Genomic DNA, 19,986 nt, shown 5'->3' on the forward strand with positions numbered 1-19,986 from the left:
GTTGGACACATTTGTGGTTTACCTTAGCATTTAGAAAATGATTTAAATAGATCGTTATACGACGGTATCCATAAATACCTTTCTGATCTTCATAAACTTGAACAATCCATTCAATCAGCTGTCTTAGACGCTTTTCAGAGGCGGTTGGTGTTCGGTTTAGCCACTTATAGTAACCCGAACGACTGATGCCTAAGACTTCACATAAATGGGCTACTTTGTATCCTTCTCTTTGGAGTTCTTTGACCGTTTGGTATTCTGCTTCAAACCGTGTTTGCGTAACATCAACTCTCTTTCTACTTCTTTTAACTTTTTTAAGGCGGCATTTTCTGCTTCTAAATATCCATTACGCGCTTTAATCTCAGTAATTTCTGCACGCAATTTTTCTTCATCTGTTTGGATGGTGTTCGGTTTTCCACGTCCGCGTCCATCACCGAGTCCGTCTGGGCCATGTTGTTTGTATTTCTGAACCCATGCATAGACGTTATTATAAGACACCTGATATTTTTCAGCCGTATCTTTATAAGATAATCCATGAGTTAGATAGTCTTTGACAATCTGAATCTTTTCATCCTGTGTTTTTTTCTGACCTTTCATTGTATACACCTCGGGTTTTGGAGTGTAGCTCCTATTTTCTTCCCCATTAGTATACTTTATTATCCACTGCCTGACAGTAGAATACGCTGGAATATTATATTTACGTGCGAGTTCTCGGATAGAGATACTTCCATCATAATATTCTTGAACAATGGCTTCTTTAAATGCTTTGGAGTAATGGTTATTGTTTGACTTAGGTTGGATACCTAATAGCCCATGTTTTTGGTATTTGAGTACTTTGTGAATGAAAGCAGATTCAGACAGTAATAATCCATATTCTTCACTTAATTCTCTAAAACTTTTCCCATCCTCTAAATACAATCGAATAAATCTTTCCAATTCTTCCCACGTATGTTTACTATTTGAACGCATAAAAACTCCCCCAAAAGTAGTTTTACTTTTTCAGCGTCTACTTTAGGGGGAGCATATCAATAAAAATGTGGCTTGACCTATAAAAAATTATTCATCAACCTTATTTGACAGAGAACCACAAAGAAGGACTTTACAGTCCTTCTTCATATATTATTCATTAACTAATGCACGTGCTTTTTGTAGTTCAAGAGCTCTTACCTCACGAGGTAAAAATCTACGAATTTCATCTTCATTAAAACCTATTTGTAATCTTTTTTCATCAATCATAATAGGTCTGCGTAATAATCCCGGTTGGTCTTGTACCATTTTGAAAAAATCATTAAGTGGTAATTCACTAATTTCGACATCCAATTCAGAGTAGGCTTTCGAACGAGTAGAAATAATATCCTCTGTTCCTTCTTCCGTCATACGTAAAATTTCTTTAATTTCAGTTAGCGAAAGTGGTTCGGTGAAAATATTTCTTTCAACATAAGGAATAGAGTGCTCTTCTAACCATGCGCGTGCTTTCCTACAAGACGTGCAGCTTGGCGTGACGTACAATGTTACCATAAAGAATCTTCCTTTCTAGTTGACTAAAAATGTAACGTTGCCTAGCTTCTTAATTTTAAAACGTGCGTTGTATTCTTAAGATGCTATTAAATATTTTTAAATTTTAGTATAGCTTCTTAATTAATACAAATATATTATATCATCGATTTTGTTGATATACAAGCTTTTTTTGAACTTTCCCTTTATTAGCATATTTAATATTAGATAATTTTATGCTATACATTGTTACTTAGTTAAGTCAATAAAACATTACTCATATTACATAAATGCGTTTTCAGTTGATTTGAAAGCCTTTGTAATGAAAAGTCTATAAAAATTATTATATTATTTTCAGTATACTCTCCATTTAAAATAAGATTTATATATCTAATATTTATGATTTTCTCTAATAAATATAATTTTCTGATGGAAAATCTCAAATTAATTCAATTTTATGATATGATAATACTACTAATGATTATGACGAAATGAGGCATTTTCCATGAAACCAACTGTTTTTTCAGGCGTTCAGCCTTCAGGTATTCCGACAATCGGAAATTATATTGGAGCAATGAAAGGGTTCGTTGATCTTCAAGATGATTATGATACGACCTACTGTATTGTTAACCAACATGCCATTACGGTTTATCAAGATCCCAAAACATTATCCCAATCAACACGAATGATTGCTGCTCTTTATGTAGCTATTGGTTTAGATCCAAATAAATCAATTATTTTTATTCAATCAGATGTTCCTGCTCATGCACAAGCAGCTTGGCTTGTACTGTGTCAAACAGGTTTAGGCGAATTAGAGCGTATGACGCAATTTAAAGATAAGGCGCAAAAACAAGAACTAGTAAGTGCTGGATTATTATCTTATCCTGCTTTGATGGTTGCAGATATTGTCTTATATGATGCACAGTACATTCCTGTTGGTGAAGATCAAAAACAACATTTGGAATTAACACGTAATTTTGTAGATCGCTTCAATAATCGCTATGGAAAGGATTTACTCGTTAAACCTGAACCAATGATTCCATCAAGCGGAGGTCGCATCCTAAGTCTACAAGATCCAACAAGTAAAATGAGTAAGTCAGATGTCAATACTCGTGGTTTCATCTCTATGTTAGATGAGCCAAAAACGATTATTAAAAAAATCAAAAGTGCTGTTACTGACTCAGTTGGTGAAGTTAACTATGATAAAGAGAACCAAGCCGCTATTAGTAATTTACTAGATATTTATTCTGCTTTAAGTGGTCGTTCTATCGATGATTTAGTCAATGAATACCATTCAGCTGGCTACGGTAAGTTTAAATCGGATGTGGCTGATCAAGTGGTCGCTGTACTTGAACCAATTCAACAAAAATACTATCGTTTAATCGATAACCAGGAATTAACTGATATTCTTATTGATGGTGCTAAGGCGGCTAACGAAACAGCAACACGAACTTTAAGCCGAATGGAACGTGCAATTGGTTTAACTTATAAGCCTAGTTTGTATGTATAAAAAATCGACAATAAAGTAAAAGACGGCAATTGATAAGGTGGTTCCTCATCAATTGCCGTCTTTTGTATTTAAATGTTATCTTCATTTTGTTATTGACAGTCTTCACAGATTCCTTGTATTTCTAGGTTCATACCTTTAACTAAATAATTCGTTTGCTCACGTGCGTCTGTTAATATATCTTGAACATTTGGGATATCAAAGTCTGCTACTCGCCCACAATTCGAACAAATAATATGACCATGTTCATGCTTAACAAAGTCGTAGCGGCTAGTAATATCTGAAAATTTCATTTCATAGACAAAACCTTCATCAACAAGTGTTTTTAAATTATTATAAACCGTTGCCAAACTCATACCACGATGTTCCGGTAATAAATCTTGATAAATCTGTTCAGCAGATGGATGTGATTCGCTACTTATCAAGTACTTTATAATGGCTTCTCTTTGAGCTGTAATACGTATATTTTTTGACCTTAACTTATCAATGACATCATTGAATAAATTTTCTTCGGTTGATAAGTCGTTTTCTGAATGTGATATTGACATGAGATCACTTCCTAGTTATTAAATCATTTTACCCATTATATCAAACTTTTCTCCTATCTGGCTATGAGCTTCTTAAGATTAATAAGTTTGTAATATATTTTCTAAAAAATTAAATTGACTTGCTTGAAATTGTAAATTAATAGTATATGATTAATTTACAATATTAAACAATGAGTTAGGAGTATAAAATGAAACTCAGAACTGTAAAAATCGGTCCACGTATTATTAAAACTGGTTTATCTGTCGCCATTTCAATTTTCCTTGCGGTGACCTTTCTTCCGCACGCAAGTGGAGGCCTAGCTGGTATAGCTGCTGTACTTTCAACCATGCCTTCAATCAGGAAGTCATATGAAACCTTGATTAGTCGAACAACTTCATTTGCTATTGGCGGTATCATTAGTATTATCATGATCTATATCTTCATTTCCACACCAATACCTCCTTATATCTATGTAGGTATTGCCTGTATTTTAACAATAGCTGTCCTAACAGCCTTAAATCTAAATGATATGATTGGCTTGGCCTGTGTAACCGTTGTGGTTATTATGTTGAGTGAAGATCAAAATTATGTAGCTGTCGCAATTAATAGAGTTTTAGAAACATTTATCGGTGTCCTTGTATCGTTTATCGTTAACTGGATTGTCTACCCACCTAAATATGATTCTAGTTTTTATCAAGTTTTAGAATATTTAACGTCAGAAACTTTAATATTAATTCGGGCTAGCTTACGTAAAAATACTGATTACTTCTTGATGAAGCGTGATATCCGTTGGAGTCGTGGACAATTATTGCGCTTAAGCTCTTTATATGAATTAATTAGTAATGAATTAGTCCTCACCAAGAAAAATCGTTATAAATTGTCTAAGAAATTAGTTGTTTATAGACACCTTATGAATACCATTCAAACAACGGTTGATTTAAGTGAAGTATTACATAAAAATGATTATCTCTACAATAATTTTCCAGACGAATTACGAATTATGATTCGTGAGCGCATCGAAATCTTACTCACTGCCCATGAACAAATCATGATGAAATTGAGTGGTAAGATTGCTCCCGAAAATGTTAATTTTATGAGGATCACTCCAGATTATCGTAAAAATTACGTCAATAAATTTTTTGATGAAGTTTGGTTTAAACTTGATAACTTGGAGGACGGAGATGATTCATTTGATTGCAATGGTATCATCCACATTATGTCTGCTATTTATAAATACGAAGAAGCCTTGCATAAATTAAACCGTATCATTCGTATCTATAAACAAGAAGTCAAAGGCTATGACGTTTCTTACGATCATGTGTTTGACAATCATTAATGAAATAGACTGCAAAATAAAATCAGTTAAAAATATAAAAGAACCTGTCATCCCTTTCCCCAAAGGCTGACAAGTTCTTTTTTTCGAAAATACTAATAGACAATTACAGGCATTCCTATATAAACAGTTTCAAAGACGTCACCCATGATGGCAGGAGGTGTATTGATACAACCAAGTGATCCGCCATCTAAATAGGCAGAACCACCAAATGAAGCTTGCCAACTGGCATCATGAATACCTTGGGCTTGGTCGTCGAAAGCAATCCAATAGTCCACTGGAACTTCATAATCTAATTCAGTATTCGGATTATAGCCGGTTAACGTTGAATCAACCTCCTTAAGCCAAACTTGATATGAGCCAGGCACAGTGCTTGTTCCAGGCAGACCAGAAACAATCGGTGTTTCAATCACTAATTCACCATTCACATAAATCCACATGGTTTGATGAGGAATAGAAACTTCAACATAACTATTTCCATAATAGGAATCAGTCATATAGCCACTTCCCCCAATAATTGGTTCTCTACGGTAAGAACCACCTGCATTCAAGTTAGCAATAATTTCTTCTGCTTCCCCAAAACGATCAATATACCATCCATAAGTCCCCGGTTCAATTGTTATTTCACCTGAGTAGGTACTATTAAAAGTAGATGGTTGGAATAGGCTAGCGTATTCTCTATTTAGTGACAAGATATATTCTTCAACTAATTCTTGATCAATGACTGGATTATTACTTTCATCAATCGTAATCCAACTTGCAATTTCATTTTTAGGAATTTCAACCTCATTATTATCAAACTCTAGCACAATTTCAGTGTTTTGCATTATATCAAGTTGAGACATTAGTGAAGTTAATACTTCGTCGTCTTGATATTGATTTGGTTTAATATATGCTGTTGTTAAATCTACATTATTTTCTTTTTCTAAAACATGGTTGGATAAACTTTTACTTAGCGAAATCACATCGATTTGATTCCCTTGAACTTCAGGAATAAGTTGGTAACCATTATCCCCGTCATTTTGAATATGAGCATCGACTGACGCATTTCGACTGCTGTTATCAACATTTAAACTTTGAATCAGCCCATTCATAAGTGCTTGATCATAGCTGATTAAATCAGCGTTATTTAATTTGCTGCCATGCAGTCTTAATAAGTTTAGTGGCCATGCAAATGCCGATTGTTCAGCTAGTAAATTATCTAATTGTTCTCGCGCATCAAAATTTACTCCCACTTGTTCAAGACTGATAAAACCAAGTGTATTATCATCTTCCGAAAATGTTATTTCCGTATCTTTTAATTGTTGATTGATTTTTTCTTGGGCTGAATCCACTGATTCACTAGCTATTGAAATTGTATTAACTTGCGTATTGGGTAAAAAGCGAGATTGATAATACCAAACCCCCGCAAAATAAATAACAACTAAGAGCACAAGTAAAGCAATCAGTCCATAAACAGGCTTAAATTGTTTTCTATCCATTAAAAATCCCCCATAATTTGTCCCTAATTAATATAATTATACCTTACTACGCCCCATCTTTAAAAGTTATATGTCGTTTTTAACCATTAAATATATTAAATAATGATTGTTTTAGGGAAGATCAGATGATATTAAATCTACATAACGAAGCTTTCAACCATCTTTAATAGATGGTAGGTTAGAATATGATTAAGATACGAATTTATATAGTGCAATTATTCACGAGATGTTATATAATATATTTATACAAAAAACAAAGGAGTCATCTTATGAAAAAAATTAAATTTATCGGCGTTAGTCTATTAACTTCAGTTTTATTATCTGCTCCTGTTGCAATGTCAGCTATTACATTTACAAATGTTACACCTACAATTGTACAAGCTCAAGAAGAAGGTTTAACTGTTCGAATTGGTTATGGTGCACCACATGGTAATCAATCATTTGGATCAGCTGTTGTTGTATTAAACGGTGATACAATTGCGGATGTTTATTTAGACGAGTTCCAATATGTTGAAGGTGAAGATTGGACTGGTGTTCCAAACTCTGATGCTGGCTTTGGCGAAAACTATCCTGAAGGATTTTCTTTAATCAGCAAGCGTGAAAATAACGATGGATACTCAGCTTTAATGGAAGAACATGCTGCTTCAACAGTATCTTATATAGATAATTTAGCTGCTATCGAAGATTTTGTAACTGGTAAAACAATTGCTGAAGTTGAAGAAGCAATCACAGAATTAGAAGGTTTAGGTGAAGACGGAAGCGTTGCTGACGTTATTTCTGGTGCAACTCTTGTAGATTCTTCTGGATATTTACAATTAATTTTAGATATTGCTAATGAAGGCATTGATTTTGCAATCGCTGATGGCGAAAATGTTGAAATTAAACAAACTTTAGCTTCACCACATGGTAATCGTTCATTCGCAATTGCGACTGCAGTTGTTGATGGTGATACTGTTTTAAGTGGTATCATTGATGAATTCCAATATGTAGAAGGCGAAGGTTGGACAGGTGTTCCTAACTCTGATTCAAAATTCGGTGAAAACTATCCTGAAAACAATATTTTAGTTTCAAAATTAGTTGATTCGGAAGGATACTCTGCAATGATGACAGAACATGCAGGTTCAACAGTTACATACTTAGATAGCATTTCAGCTATTTCAGAATTCGTTGCTGGAAAAACAATCGCTGAATTAGAAGAAGCCATTGCTGAATTAGATGGTTTAGGCGAAGAAGGCAATGTAGCAGATGTTATTTCTGGTGCAACATTAGTTGACGCTAATGGCTACATTCAAGCAATTGTTGACGCAGCAAACAAATAATTTAAATACATTAAAAGGGAAGAACCACAGCGGCTCTTCCCTTTTTTATTATGCATTTTTTTCTTTTTCGCGATTGGTATCATTAAACACCGATAGTTGTTGAAAAATATCATTAGACAATGCTTCTTTATATACCTCGATACCTGCTTGTTGGATGAGTTTCTTCGCATAATCATGATTATGATAATCATATAAATAGACAATCCGTTTAATCCCAGCTTGAATAATCGCCTGAGTACATTTCAAACAAGGAAAATGTGTCACGTAAATATCTGCCCCTTGAGTACTGGCTCCAAATTTACTGCATTGAATAATGGCATTCATTTCTGCATGAACCGTGCGAACACAGCGACCATTTTCCAAATAACAGCCAACTTGACTGCAGTGATCTTCACCACTAACAGATCCATTATACCCTCCTGCAATCATCCGTTGCTCTCTAACAATAACAGCTCCTACCATCAAACGTTCACAAGTACTTCTTTGAGCTAGAACTAGGCTTTGGGATAAAAAATATTGATTCCATGGAATGCGTTCAACCAAAGCATTTCCTCCTTTCATTCATGTGATATTTATTCATTAAAAGCAAAAAATAAGAATTCCATAAAGTGATCAGCCCAATATTTTTCATGGTGTGTTTCATCGGCTAATATCCGTAACCAAATTTGGTCCAGTTCTACTCCTTGACGCAAGAGAGTTTGATAATAAGCTAATGAACTATCAATATAAACTTGGTTAACTTTGCCGTCTAACATCGAAGCATCTACTTCATCACCTTCATTGGTTCCAACTTGAATATATATTTTATTTTGACTAGGCAGCGGATGATGGCTAATAAAATCAATAAAATTCCTTTGGCTAAACCAAGATGCAAGAGAAAATACACCGATACTACCAAAAATATCAGGATATGCAGACCCCATATAAGCGGTAATTAGGCCTCCCATTGAACTACCAGCTAGCAAGGTGTGTCTTGGATCTATTTTAGTTCGGTAATGGGAGTCGATATAAGGTTTTACCTGGTCAACAACCCACTCTGCATAAGCCATCCCAGCCCCACCAATCGCTTGGCTTGATCCAAACTTTGCCAAGTCTGTTTGCCATGGTCCATATTCATCCAGCCGTTTTTCGCCACCATTGTCAATCCCAACAATAATCATTTTAGGTAAGTTGGTATATTTTTTGAGGGTAGGAATAACTTTCCAAGAATAACCCGAATACGATTCTTTACTATAAAAAACATTTTGCCCATCATGCATATACACAACCGGATAAGTCGCCCACGTATCTTTATCGTAATCTTTTGGTAGCAATACACGTACGCGTCTTTTTTCTTGCTTGTTTGGCAAATGTAAATAATGTGTATCTAATTTTAAATAATGATTGAATTTCTGCGCCATTTTCGTGCTCCTATCTCGATTCGCTAAAGCATTCATAAATTATTCATATCATATCATTGAACCATCCATTCAACAAATATTCTTTTAATAAATATCACTGCTTATAGCAAAAAAACAGAAATCACTCATAAATGAAATAGTGATTTCTGTTTTTAATAACTTAAGACTTTAAATTATTTAATTGTTCTTAAAAGGCGTAAACCGTTTAAAATAACGACTAACGTACTACCTTCATGAATAATGACGCTAATAGCCATATCCGTTAAACCTAGTAAAGTAACGCCAACTAAAAATATAACAACCGCCATAGAAAAAATAATATTTTGCCAAATGACTTTGTTCATCACTTGAGAAACTTTATGCGTATAAACGGTCTTACTTAAGTCATCTTGCATTAAAACAATATCTGAAACTTCTACAGCGACATCTGTCCCCTGCCCCATAGCCATTCCGACATCGGCATTTACTAAAGCGGGTGCATCATTGACTCCGTCCCCTATCATGGTCGTGCTACCATATTGTACTTTTAAGTCATTTATAATATTGGATTTTTCTTCAGGTAAAACATTTGCAATCACGCGATCCATTTGTAACTGTTGCCCCACTGCTTGACCTGTTAGCTCAGAGTCTCCAGTAATCAATACGGTATGAATCTCTTGGTCATTAAAATATTGAATTGCTTCAGCCGCATTTTCTTTTACGGTATCCATTAAAGCAATATAACCAATAACAGCTTCATCCACACTGACAAAAACGACTGTCTTACCTTCTTTAGATAGTCTGTCAGCCTGAGACTCAATATCAGCTGGGACTTGATTAAATGTCGTTGGTTTACCAATGCGATAATTTTTACCTGAATAATCAGCCGTTAAACCTTTACCAGTTTGATTGGTTACTTGCAAGTCGTATTGATTACTTGCTGTAAATTTTTCTAGAATAGCATCTGCTAAGGGATGGTTCGATTGATTTTCCATCGCAATCACTATATCAATTATAAAGGCCTCATCAATTGCTTTACGATCAAAATAATAATCTGTTACTTGTGGCTTCCCTTTAGTTAAAGTACCTGTTTTATCAAAAGCAATCGCTTTAATGTTGCCAAATGCCGATAAATAAGCACTTCCCTTAGATAAAACGCCCTGCTTAGCTAAATTAGAACTTGCTGAAAGTGTTGCTGAAACAGTCGCAGCAGCTAAAGCACAAGGTGATGCCGCTACTAGCAATACCAAGCCCATCTCTGTGCTTTCAGTAAAACTCCAATCAAGAAATAATGGACTCACAAACATGATCAATAAGATTGCTACAATGACAAAATTAACATAAATCGGCTCAAACCGATCAATAATTCCTGCAATTTTTGTTTGATTATTTTGATTTTGATTAACCAAATCAATAATCTTTGAAAAGACAGTATCGCCAGCCAACTTGGTGACTTCCATGGTAAAACTACCATTGCCGTTAATTGTCCCGGCATAGACTGAATCACCCGCTTCTTTTTCAGCAGGGATACTCTCTCCATTGATCGCTGCTTCATTAATAGAGGTAGATCCACTAATAATAACGCCATCAATTGGTATTTGATCACCATTTAAAACTTTCAATTGATCTTTTAATTTTAATTGTTCAACTTCTACTTCATCAATTTGGCCGTCTTCTAAAATCAAACGAGCACTGGTTGGATTCATTTCTAGAAGTTGAGTAATTTCACGACGACTCCGCCCTTCTGCATACTCTTCAAGGAAATGCGCGCCAGCAAAAATTAACATCAATAAGGTCGCTTCCCAATAATTACCTAAAATAATGGCACCTAATGCTGCTAATCCCATCAAAATATGGGAATTAGGAGAAAAATGTCCTTTTAACTTAGTGTTACCAATCGTTTCTCCTACACCTTCAAGAATAACAACATGGTAGGCAGTTAATATAGTCGAAAGAACAAATAATAAATTTTTTAAAAATAAATAATTCTCATTTAAAAATAAAGCAACAATTGCTAGGAATAAACCTACTAAATACATTATAAGCGGTAATTTACCGTGATTATGATTATGATTATGATTATGATCATGTTCATGGTTGTGATCTTGTTGATGTATAGTCTTTGATTGAATATTTTCAGCTTCATGTGGATGCATAAAATTCCTCCAAAATCTTTCAATTAAACATTCGTTTAATCGTTTAATTGAATTATATACTGAAAGTTATACTTTTTCAAGTGATATTTATTATTTTATTGAATCATAATAATTACGATTTACTGTCTTTTGTTATTATTTTTGTTTTTCTAAAAAGCATTTGTTAAAATAAATCTGCTTGACTAATTTAAATAAAAAGGCGGTATTTTATGACAGACTATATTAGCTTATTTAGTTTGGATCATTGGATTTACATTTTAATTTTAGCCATTTTTGCCATTATATTGTTTAAATTCAATCGAAATATTAAACAATATCTTGATTGGTTAACACCAACGATACTAATAATCAGTATCGCACAACAAATATTACTTTATGGAACTTACATTGCGACTGGGAATTTTACATTAGGTGATTCTCTTCCCTTACATATTAGTCGAATCAATACTATTCTCGGCATCATATTTCTCATTACTAAAGATAAACGTTTATTTCCATTATTTTTCTATTTTAGTGGCTTTGCATGGTTAAGTTTTGCTGTTCCGACTGAAGTCCAGCATATCACACACCCTCTTGGGATTAGTTTCTTAACCAATCATGTCATAACATTATTACTGCCATATTATGCTATTTTTGCTTATGACATGAAATTAGATAAAAAAGATAAATTTTTTGCCATAAGTATTTTAGCTATTTATGTCATCTTTGTATCTTTTTTAAATCCACTAATTGATGGAAATTATTTTTACTTAACACGTAAGCCGATATTCCCTGCAACACCCGATATTATTTATGTACCTGCTTCGATTGTGCTAAGTTTTGTTATTTTTTATTTATTAGAGTTTTTATATAAATTAATATACAAATTATTTTACAAATAAAGTTTTTTTCTATAAAATATTTCTACAATCCACTTGAGAACAAGTAGGATTCTTTTTTTATATAAATACATTTAACGATTGGAGACAGTATGGAATCACAAAAAACATCTGTTATTGTAGATCATCAATCAGGTGAACTAGAAAGCCGGCTAATTTGGGAAGGTTTGTTAGTTGGCGTGTTTTCTGGTTCAATAGCCATTGTTTATCGTTTGGCTTTAAGTTATATGGATGATTTACGTCAACTTGTCTTGCATAATCAGACAACTTTCACAGCCTTTTTAGCCATTCCAATACTCATATTATTAGCTTACATAGTAGTAGTCCTTCTAAAATGGGCTCCTTTTTCTAGCGGTTCCGGTATTCCGCAAATTCATGCGGAACTTTTAGGCCGCATCGAAGCTGAAACTCTGCCAACAATTGTGAGTAAGTTTATCGGTGGAAGTATTAATAACTTCGTAGGTTTAAGTTTAGGTCGTGAAGGTCCTTCTATTCAGCTAGGTGGAACAGTTGCTAAACTGATAGGCCAACTTTTTAAACGAAACAAGTTAGAACTACATTATTTGATTTCTGCTGGTTCTGCCGCAGGTCTCGCTGCTGCTTTTAATGCTCCCTTAGCAGGAGTATTATTTGTTTTGGAAGAGCTCTACAGTAGTTTGTCAAAATATATAATGATTCCTACGATTATTGCAAGTTTAACTGCTAATTTCCTCTCATTTAGATTATTAGGGATGGAACCGGCATTTTCATTTAGAGTTGTGCGAAACTTACCGATTGAAGAGTTACATTGGGTTATTTTGCTAGGAATTTTAGCAGGATTGATTGGCTGTTCATTTAACTTATTACTTGATGTAACGCGTAAATTTTATAGCAAATTGAACGTTTCACCATTTGTGATATTTAGTATTTTATTTATCTTAGTCTTCATTGTTGGTCAAAAATTTGACTATATTTTAGGTGGAGGACATCACTTAGTTGAAGAAATAGTTGCAGAAGAATTTTCATTAGTTTTGTTAGGAATCCTATTGGTCACTAAACTAACTTTTACAGCCATTTCATTTAGTAGCGGTGCTCAAGGAGGTATTTTTTTACCTGTTCTTGTACTGGGAGCAACAACAGGTGCACTATTCTTTAACTCATTAAATTCACTAATAAATATCGGTGATTTTGAAACAAACTTTATCATTTTAGGTATGGCAGCTGTTTTAGCAGCAGTTGTGCGCGCCCCATTAATGTCTATTGTTTTAGTAACTGAGATGACAGGTTCCTTTAATCATTTATTATCTATATCTACTGTTGTTTTAATCGCTTTGTTCGTGTCTGATTATTTAAAAGTGCAACCAATTTATCATACTTTATACAATCATCTTGTCGCAAACCACGAAGAAGTACTCGATCAACGACAAACCGTTATTTCTAACTTCACATTACCTCCTGCTTCGCATATTGCAGGTGAAAAAATTGAAAATTTACATTTCCCTACTCAATTACTAATTATTAGTATTGTCCGTGAAGGCAACGAATTCGTACCTAATGGTAATGACATGTTACAAGTTGCCGATCAATTAATTGTTGTACATAATGCTGAAATGTCTGAAAAAGTCTCTAGTTATTTCCAAAAAGAAAATATTATTTAAAGCTAAGTGAGAAATATCAGAACGCATTCATCCTAAACCGAAAAAGATACACGCGTTTGGCAAACGGGTTATAGAATTTCCAAAAAGCTATGAGGTGTTTTGAAATCGAGCTATAAAATCGTCCATAAACTCCTACCTATGCAAGAAAAACGAATAAACCTTTCATTGTAAGTGCAAATATAGAAAAAAACCGTCATGAATACTGCTATAACAGCGTTCATGACGGTTTTTTTAATGCATTTTGTTTTACAATATTGCTTTTGCGATAACAGAGATATTTATTGGGCGACAGCTTCGGCTTTCAAGTCGTAGTCACTGCTTAAACCACTGCTTGAGTAGTATGTTGTAGCAAGTGAAATGCCTTCTTTTTTATTGTAGAACATGAACAGATCATTAGCTAGTTCAGCCGGGAAATCATTGCTTGATGGGTTACTTAATCGAATACGGGTGTTCGCTTTAATATAGCGGATAGGCTCCACATCAGCCAAAGTTGATTCCATCCGAAGGTCAACTTGCGGAATAGTTTCAAAAACTGCTTCATAAGTCACAGATCGTTCTCCCAGTTCGAAGGTAACTGATCCTAAATTGTCTGTTTCTGTATTATAAGAAACGGAAACTTTAGTTGGCATATTGACATGATTATAGTAAAAATCATTGGTCCAGTCCGCTTGGTTAACAGCATGAGAAATATCATAATCCGACGATAAAATCGGACCACTTATCTGTGTGAGCTCAAAATAACTATCCATTGACAGTGTTTGCGTTAAATATGCAGGAACTGTTGTAGCTAAGGCTAAACTTCCATTACGATTAACAAATAAATAACTGCTAGGAATCGAAACTTCCTGAGTAGACGTATGAATAATTATTTCTGTATTAACATTGACATTACGTACTTCACCTAAATAATCCGTTACTTCAATTGTCTTAGTCGCAACGTTATTTATTTTGATTGGATAAACATATCGCGATATGCCTTGATTATGAGAAGCATATGTTATTGTGCCCGTCGATGGATCGTCAGAGTTTGGACTAATTTCAATGGACAATGGGATTTGATCACCCCAAAAGTTAAATTTTAGAGCTTCATAAAATTCAGATACAGTATAAGGATAGGATTCACTTTGGGCATTCGCATTCGGAATGACGGCTAAATTAATCAATAAAACGGCTAAAATACTGACTACCTTTAATAGTTTTAAAATCGGATGCATCTTTGCTTTGTTTTTATCATTTATCTCCAACATTGAATTCAGCTCCTATTTTGTATTATCATATATATACATCATATACAATAAATATAAAAGCAATTTGAAAAAGGATTGAATAAATTGTGTTTTATTCAATAATAAATAGAAAGTTGAGAAAAAAATGTTAAAATTAGCTGAAAACCTTGAAACAATTAAGTCAAAAATCAAACAAATTAATCCTGAGGCACAATTATTGGCTGTAACGAAATCGGTTGATGCCGAAACAATTGAAGCTTTATATGAATTAGGAGTGACAGCATTTGGTGAAAACCGCACCGATGCCCTCTTGCAAAAACAAGAAAAATTAAAACACCTGAATGGAAAGATTGAATGGCATTTTATCGGTCGTATACAAACCCGCCCTGTCAAATCAATGATTAACCAAATCGACTATTTACATTCATTGGACCGGATGTCCTTAGCCAAAGAAATCCAAAAACGAGCCGATCATGTGATCGACTGTTTTGTTCAAGTAAATATCAGTGGTGAGGAAACAAAAGCAGGTTTCACTCCTGAGGAATTGTTGAAGTCAATCCCATTATTCGAAAGCTTCGACAAAATTAACATCGTTGGATTGATGACGATGGCACCTTATGATGCAACAGAAGAAGCATTACGAAGCTATTTCTCTCAACTGAAAGCCTTACAGCTTGAAGTACAGAAACAAAATTACGCCTTTGCACCATGTAATGAATTAAGTATGGGAATGACGCAAGATTATCCGATTGCTTTAGAAGAAGGTTCTACGATTGTCCGTATAGGAACGGCTTTGTTTGAAGGTATTGAATAAAAACTAGAAACCTCCATAACAACTGTAATTACAGTCGCTATGGCGGTTTAATCATATTCTCTTATTGAAGTGCTTTGATTTCTTTAACGGCTAATAATTCTCTTCGCAATGGTTCAAGGAATTTAATTCTTGGCTTTCTTATAATGGTTTGACTATCATCACTAGGCAACTTTGCTTTGGCTTCTTTTCGATTACGAACGTCAATTTCAATTAAACTATATATCGTAGCGACCGTCGGTACTCCCAATAGCATACCTGTAATACCGAATAAGCCACCACCAACCGTTACAGCAAATAAAACCCACATCCCAGGTAAACCGATCGCATCCCCTACGATACGAGGATAAATAAAGTCTCCTTCAAATTGCTGAACGATAATCACAAAAACTAGGTAAATAAGCGCTTGTGTAGGCGATACAGAAAGCAAAATAATAAATCCAATAGCCCCAGAAAGAACTGCTCCGACCATAGGAATAAAGGCTAATGAACCTTGCAGGGCTCCCAACATCGTAGCATATGGAATTCTTAAAATACTTAATCCAATTGTAACTAGTAAGCCTAGTACAATGGCCTCAATTAATGTTCCAGAAATAAACTTTGAAAAAATATAATTCATTAAATTAAAAATATTATGAACTAAATATCTCAATTTATCAGGCAAATACGCTAACATGAGGTCGTTAAATTGTTGATGTAGCTTTTCTTTTGACATTAAAATATACAAACTGAACATAAATGCTAACACTAAATTCGTCACAGCACTGACTGAAGTTGTAAGGATTGACATCGAAGAACTTGCTACTCTTTGAAATATTTCATTACCAGCAGACATAATGTTCGTTAGTAAACTTTGCCAATCAATCGAAGCCGTGTATTCACTTATTAAAGGAATTAAATCTTCTTGAGCTTCAATCCAATCCACCACCTGCGTCATAACAGAAGGCAATACTTCAATCAATGTCGATATAGCTGATACTAATTGTGGAACAATGAGCATCACAATTAGAGCAAAAACGAAAATAATTACTGCATAAGAAAGAAATATCGCTAATGGTCTTCGCACATTATTCGCTATCTTACTCTCAGCTTTGGGAAATAGTAGGTTTTCAAACTTTCGCATTAATAAATTAATAACAAAAGCAATCATTCCGCCTAAAATAAGCGGGAAAATAACTGTCCAAACAATCCCAATATAACTCACTACTGTACTCCAATGAATCACAATCAAAATCCCAATAAATATCAGTGCGATATTTAAGATGGTTATCAGCTCTCTTTTTCTCAAATAAATACCTCCAATTAACTGTTATTAATCTGTTATCCAATCTTCTATTGGCATTAATGATTTTTCTAACTCTGGTCTACGTTCTTCTAAAAATGGTGGTAGATCTAATTGTTTACCTAGGAGTGCTTCATTTGTATCCACTAAAAAGCCTGCTGCTTCTTTAGCGACGACTTCAAACATGACACCATTATGGTCTCTAAAATAGAGACTGGCAAAATAAAAGCGATCATATACTTTTGGTCTAAAACCTACCCGAACGAGTTCTTCTTCAATACGATCCAATGAACTTTCATCCAAATGGATAGCTAAATGATGGATAGTACCAGAGCCTACTTTTTCAATTCGGCCTTGTAATTCAATGATATTTATTTCTCCAAAAATAGAATCCGCCTTTAGTCTTAAACGCGCAAATGTTGCTTCATTGCTTACAAGCTGATAATCAAAGAGTGAAGTCAATGTTTCGATTAACTTATCTTTATCGCGTACGGTGATTTCAACGGGTCCCATTCCTTGAATCAAATGCTCAGGGTCAACATCGTTTCCTGTCCATGGTTCCCAAGATGAATCTAAGTAGCCGTTTGTGTTAACAAAGAATTGCAATTTCAACCCACTTGGGTCGTAAACAACCACTATTTTATCGCCATAATAATCTTCTTTCGTAGCTTGATAGTCAAATTTCTCTAATCGCTCTAGCCAATAATCCAAGGATGCTTCGGAAGCTACTAACAAGCCAATCCCAGTATGAGCATTCGTTCCCGCTACTTTTGCTTCTGAATGTGAATAGTCAAAAAATGTAAAATCATTTCCTGCTGTTCCAAAACGGTCACCATAAAAAACATGATACATGGTTGGCAAATTCTGGTTAACAGATATTTTTACACGACGCAAACCTAATACATGTTGGTAAAAATAATCTGTTTCTTTTAAATTATGTGAAAACATCGATATATGATGATGTTGTGTGATCATACCGAACTCCTTTTAAAATTTTTCTGTAAAACAATTTTATCATTTTAAGGGCATTTGGCAAACAAACGACCATTGTTTTGCACCAATTATAAAACACTTGTATACTAAAGTTGTAATAAATAATAGAAAGGAAGATTTTATGGGGCTTTTAGTCAATGGAGAATGGAAAGAACAATGGTATGATACCAAATCAACCGGTGGACGTTTTGTTCGCAAAGACTCACAATTTCGCAATTGGATAACACCTGATGGGAGTCCAGGTATCAGCGGAGAAGGTGGATTTAAAGCAGAAGCAGGTCGTTATCACCTCTATGTTTCCTACGCCTGTCCATGGGCACACAGGACATTAATTATGCGTCATGTTAAAGGCTTAGAAGATATTATTTCAGTTTCAGTCGTTAATCCTATTATGTTAGAAAACGGCTGGACATTTGAACCAATGGATGGTGTTGTTGAAGACTCTGTCAACCATGCAGATTATTTATATCAAGTCTATTTAGCAGCCGATCCAAACTATTCAGGTCGCGTAACTGTTCCAGTTTTGTGGGACAAAAAACAAAACACCATTGTTAATAATGAATCATCAGAAATTTTACGGATGTTTAATTCAGCCTTTGTCGAAGTAGGAGCAAAAGAAGGAGACTTTTCTCCCGAAGCCTTACTAGATGAAATTGATGCCATTAATGATAAAGTATATGACAATGTTAACAATGGGGTTTATAAGACTGGTTTTGCGACAGAACAATCTGTTTATGAGGAAAACTTTGATAATCTGTTCAATACTTTAGATGAACTGGAGGCATTATTAGGCAAGCAAAAATATTTAGTAAGCGACCAAATTACAGAAGCTGATTGGCGTCTCTTTACGACACTGGTACGCTTTGACCCAGTCTACTTCGGACATTTCAAATGTAACAAAAAACAAATAGTAGATTATCCTAACTTATGGCGGTATACGCGTGAACTTTACCATTATCCAGGAGTTAAAGAAACGGTTAATTTTGACCATATTCAAACACATTATTACGCCAGCCATTCGACCATTAATCCTAACGGTATTGTACCAAAAGGCCCTGAAATTGATTGGTCACTAGACAACTAAAATAAATATCACTATGAAAAGAATCTAAACAAAATCTTTATGCTATCTAATAAACAGAAATCACTATTTCATTTTCGAGATAGTGATTCCTGTTTTTTTGTAGTATTTCATTCATAAACGTCATTTATCGTTCTCTTTATTCTTCAAAATCATCAAAATGCAAATACTCACTACATTTAGGATTCCGTGCGGTACAGTAATAACGTCCAAATAAGACTAATAATTGATGAGCTTCACTCCAACGCTCTTTAGGAATTAATTTCATTAAGGCATTTTCAACTTGTCGTGGCGTCGCATCATCCGACACTACTCCTAATCGTTTACTTACCCGAGACACATGGGTATCGACAGCAATCGCTGGCTCATTAAATGCAACACTCAAAACAACATTGGCACTTTTTCTACCTACTCCTGGTAATGACTCTAAATCCTTTCGATTATCCGGGACTTGTCCATCAAATTCTTCGACCAATTTTACAGCTGTTTGATAAACATATTTCGCTTTATTCCGATATAAACCAATCGTTTTAATAAATGGTTCTATTTCTTCAGGAGAAGACTCACTTAGTGCCTTTGGATCTGGATACTTTTCAAACAAAGCAGGGGTAATTTTATTGACTGCTCTATCTGTTGTTTGAGCACTTAACATCACAGCAATTAAAAGTTCAAACGGATTACGATAATCCAGTTCCGATTCAGCATTTGGAAACAGCTCAGCCATTTGATCGAGTGCATAAATCATTTTCTTACTCGTCATCATGAGATATCCCTCCTCTTCCATAATAATCCATCTTTCCCATGAATATTTATTGTAAGTTAAATAAATAACACATGCAAGTGATGCTAGTGGGAATACTTTGGGGTAAAAATTTATTTACGCT

Annotated in this window: 19 protein-coding genes; 7 read left to right on the plus strand and 12 right to left on the minus strand. The window is 34.4% G+C overall.

Translation table 11 applies throughout. The features are described from left to right. From ACTQ54_RS02695 to spxA, 3 genes are all read right to left on the minus strand, one after another. Positions 1-187, minus strand: a 187-nt coding sequence (locus ACTQ54_RS02695) for an IS3 family transposase (RefSeq protein ID WP_441754877.1), incomplete at its 3' end; no start/stop codon positions are given. A gap of 23 nt (positions 188-210) precedes the next feature. After that, complete coding sequence (locus ACTQ54_RS02700; protein WP_441754426.1) at positions 211-966, minus strand: transposase; 756 nt, start codon at positions 964-966, stop codon at positions 211-213. A 150-nt stretch (positions 967-1,116) separates the two neighbouring features. After that, positions 1,117-1,515 (minus strand): transcriptional regulator SpxA, encoded by a 399-nt coding sequence (gene spxA, locus ACTQ54_RS02705; RefSeq protein ID WP_441754428.1) that lies wholly within the window; start codon positions 1,513-1,515, stop codon positions 1,117-1,119. 481 nt (positions 1,516-1,996) lie between these two features. Between spxA and trpS the strand changes: the two genes are divergently transcribed. Then, positions 1,997-3,001: a tryptophan--tRNA ligase gene (gene trpS / locus ACTQ54_RS02710; protein WP_441754430.1), complete on the plus strand. Its 1,005-nt coding sequence runs from the start codon at positions 1,997-1,999 to the stop codon at positions 2,999-3,001. Positions 3,002-3,090: 89 nt separating this feature from the next. Here trpS and ACTQ54_RS02715 read toward each other — a convergent pair whose 3' ends face one another. Beyond that, positions 3,091-3,546 (minus strand): Fur family transcriptional regulator, encoded by a 456-nt coding sequence (locus ACTQ54_RS02715; protein WP_441754432.1) that lies wholly within the window; start codon positions 3,544-3,546, stop codon positions 3,091-3,093. Between the two features lie 188 nt (positions 3,547-3,734). On the opposite strand from ACTQ54_RS02715, the gene ACTQ54_RS02720 reads away from it, so the two are divergent. Beyond that, positions 3,735-4,862, plus strand: a complete 1,128-nt coding sequence (locus ACTQ54_RS02720) for an FUSC family protein (protein WP_441754434.1) — start codon at positions 3,735-3,737, stop codon at positions 4,860-4,862. Positions 4,863-4,954: 92 nt separating this feature from the next. Here ACTQ54_RS02720 and ACTQ54_RS02725 read toward each other — a convergent pair whose 3' ends face one another. Then, positions 4,955-6,340, minus strand: a complete 1,386-nt coding sequence (locus ACTQ54_RS02725; RefSeq protein ID WP_441754436.1) for a L,D-transpeptidase family protein — start codon at positions 6,338-6,340, stop codon at positions 4,955-4,957. A 269-nt stretch (positions 6,341-6,609) separates the two neighbouring features. Here ACTQ54_RS02725 and ACTQ54_RS02730 point away from each other — a divergent pair, with 269 nt between their 5' ends. Beyond that, the gene (locus tag ACTQ54_RS02730; protein WP_441754438.1) at positions 6,610-7,659 is read left to right on the plus strand and encodes a peptidoglycan-binding protein; all 1,050 of its coding nucleotides are present in this window, start codon (positions 6,610-6,612) and stop codon (positions 7,657-7,659) included. Between the two features lie 48 nt (positions 7,660-7,707). Here ACTQ54_RS02730 and ACTQ54_RS02735 read toward each other — a convergent pair whose 3' ends face one another. From ACTQ54_RS02735 to ACTQ54_RS02745, 3 genes are all read right to left on the minus strand, one after another. Then, positions 7,708-8,202, minus strand: coding sequence for a ComE operon protein 2 (locus tag ACTQ54_RS02735; RefSeq protein WP_441754440.1), 495 nt, complete (start codon positions 8,200-8,202; stop codon positions 7,708-7,710). A gap of 29 nt (positions 8,203-8,231) precedes the next feature. Further along, positions 8,232-9,059, minus strand: a complete 828-nt coding sequence (locus tag ACTQ54_RS02740; protein ID WP_441754442.1) for an alpha/beta hydrolase — start codon at positions 9,057-9,059, stop codon at positions 8,232-8,234. A gap of 173 nt (positions 9,060-9,232) precedes the next feature. Beyond that, positions 9,233-11,194: a heavy metal translocating P-type ATPase gene (locus ACTQ54_RS02745; protein WP_441754444.1), complete on the minus strand. Its 1,962-nt coding sequence runs from the start codon at positions 11,192-11,194 to the stop codon at positions 9,233-9,235. A 209-nt stretch (positions 11,195-11,403) separates the two neighbouring features. Between ACTQ54_RS02745 and ACTQ54_RS02750 the strand changes: the two genes are divergently transcribed. Then, positions 11,404-12,075 (plus strand): TMEM164-related integral membrane acyltransferase, encoded by a 672-nt coding sequence (locus ACTQ54_RS02750; RefSeq protein WP_441754446.1) that lies wholly within the window; start codon positions 11,404-11,406, stop codon positions 12,073-12,075. 89 nt (positions 12,076-12,164) lie between these two features. Beyond that, positions 12,165-13,709, plus strand: a complete 1,545-nt coding sequence (locus ACTQ54_RS02755) for a ClC family H(+)/Cl(-) exchange transporter (RefSeq protein WP_441754448.1) — start codon at positions 12,165-12,167, stop codon at positions 13,707-13,709. A 278-nt stretch (positions 13,710-13,987) separates the two neighbouring features. Here ACTQ54_RS02755 and ACTQ54_RS02760 read toward each other — a convergent pair whose 3' ends face one another. Next, complete coding sequence (locus ACTQ54_RS02760; protein WP_441754450.1) at positions 13,988-14,956, minus strand: hypothetical protein; 969 nt, start codon at positions 14,954-14,956, stop codon at positions 13,988-13,990. A 124-nt stretch (positions 14,957-15,080) separates the two neighbouring features. Here ACTQ54_RS02760 and ACTQ54_RS02765 point away from each other — a divergent pair, with 124 nt between their 5' ends. Continuing rightward, positions 15,081-15,749 carry a YggS family pyridoxal phosphate-dependent enzyme gene (locus tag ACTQ54_RS02765; RefSeq protein ID WP_441754452.1) on the plus strand — a complete coding sequence of 223 codons (669 nt, stop codon included), beginning with the start codon at positions 15,081-15,083 and terminating at the stop codon, positions 15,747-15,749. Positions 15,750-15,810: 61 nt separating this feature from the next. On the opposite strand, the gene ACTQ54_RS02770 is transcribed toward ACTQ54_RS02765, so the two are convergent. Both ACTQ54_RS02770 and ACTQ54_RS02775 read right to left on the minus strand, forming a co-directional pair. After that, positions 15,811-17,034: an AI-2E family transporter gene (locus ACTQ54_RS02770; protein WP_441754454.1), complete on the minus strand. Its 1,224-nt coding sequence runs from the start codon at positions 17,032-17,034 to the stop codon at positions 15,811-15,813. Between the two features lie 24 nt (positions 17,035-17,058). Further along, positions 17,059-18,003 (minus strand): VOC family protein, encoded by a 945-nt coding sequence (locus ACTQ54_RS02775; RefSeq protein ID WP_441754456.1) that lies wholly within the window; start codon positions 18,001-18,003, stop codon positions 17,059-17,061. 139 nt (positions 18,004-18,142) lie between these two features. Between ACTQ54_RS02775 and ACTQ54_RS02780 the strand changes: the two genes are divergently transcribed. Next, a complete protein-coding gene (locus ACTQ54_RS02780; RefSeq protein WP_441754458.1) occupies positions 18,143-19,105 on the plus strand; it encodes a glutathione S-transferase family protein in 963 nt (320 codons plus the stop codon). Between the two features lie 136 nt (positions 19,106-19,241). On the opposite strand, the gene nth is transcribed toward ACTQ54_RS02780, so the two are convergent. Further along, the gene (gene nth / locus ACTQ54_RS02785; protein ID WP_441754459.1) at positions 19,242-19,865 is read right to left on the minus strand and encodes an endonuclease III; all 624 of its coding nucleotides are present in this window, start codon (positions 19,863-19,865) and stop codon (positions 19,242-19,244) included. Positions 19,866-19,986: the final 121 nt, after the last annotated feature.

Origin of the sequence: Fundicoccus sp. Sow4_H7 (assembly GCF_052115865.1) — a bacterium.
GTDB lineage: Bacteria > Bacillota > Bacilli > Lactobacillales > Aerococcaceae > Fundicoccus_A.

Coding starts and splice junctions, on each gene's coding strand:
- ACTQ54_RS02700 (WP_441754426.1), bottom strand. CDS start 966: ATGCGTTCAAATAGTAAACATACGTGGGAAGAATTGGAAAGATTTATT.
- spxA (WP_441754428.1), bottom strand. CDS start 1,515: ATGGTAACATTGTACGTCACGCCAAGCTGCACGTCTTGTAGGAAAGCA.
- trpS (WP_441754430.1), top strand. CDS start 1,997: ATGAAACCAACTGTTTTTTCAGGCGTTCAGCCTTCAGGTATTCCGACA.
- ACTQ54_RS02715 (WP_441754432.1), bottom strand. CDS start 3,546: ATGTCAATATCACATTCAGAAAACGACTTATCAACCGAAGAAAATTTA.
- ACTQ54_RS02720 (WP_441754434.1), top strand. CDS start 3,735: ATGAAACTCAGAACTGTAAAAATCGGTCCACGTATTATTAAAACTGGT.
- ACTQ54_RS02725 (WP_441754436.1), bottom strand. CDS start 6,340: ATGGATAGAAAACAATTTAAGCCTGTTTATGGACTGATTGCTTTACTT.
- ACTQ54_RS02730 (WP_441754438.1), top strand. CDS start 6,610: ATGAAAAAAATTAAATTTATCGGCGTTAGTCTATTAACTTCAGTTTTA.
- ACTQ54_RS02740 (WP_441754442.1), bottom strand. CDS start 9,059: ATGGCGCAGAAATTCAATCATTATTTAAAATTAGATACACATTATTTA.
- ACTQ54_RS02745 (WP_441754444.1), bottom strand. CDS start 11,194: ATGCATCCACATGAAGCTGAAAATATTCAATCAAAGACTATACATCAA.
- ACTQ54_RS02750 (WP_441754446.1), top strand. CDS start 11,404: ATGACAGACTATATTAGCTTATTTAGTTTGGATCATTGGATTTACATT.
- ACTQ54_RS02755 (WP_441754448.1), top strand. CDS start 12,165: ATGGAATCACAAAAAACATCTGTTATTGTAGATCATCAATCAGGTGAA.
- ACTQ54_RS02760 (WP_441754450.1), bottom strand. CDS start 14,956: ATGTTGGAGATAAATGATAAAAACAAAGCAAAGATGCATCCGATTTTA.
- ACTQ54_RS02765 (WP_441754452.1), top strand. CDS start 15,081: ATGTTAAAATTAGCTGAAAACCTTGAAACAATTAAGTCAAAAATCAAA.
- ACTQ54_RS02775 (WP_441754456.1), bottom strand. CDS start 18,003: ATGATCACACAACATCATCATATATCGATGTTTTCACATAATTTAAAA.
- ACTQ54_RS02780 (WP_441754458.1), top strand. CDS start 18,143: ATGGGGCTTTTAGTCAATGGAGAATGGAAAGAACAATGGTATGATACC.
- nth (WP_441754459.1), bottom strand. CDS start 19,865: ATGATGACGAGTAAGAAAATGATTTATGCACTCGATCAAATGGCTGAG.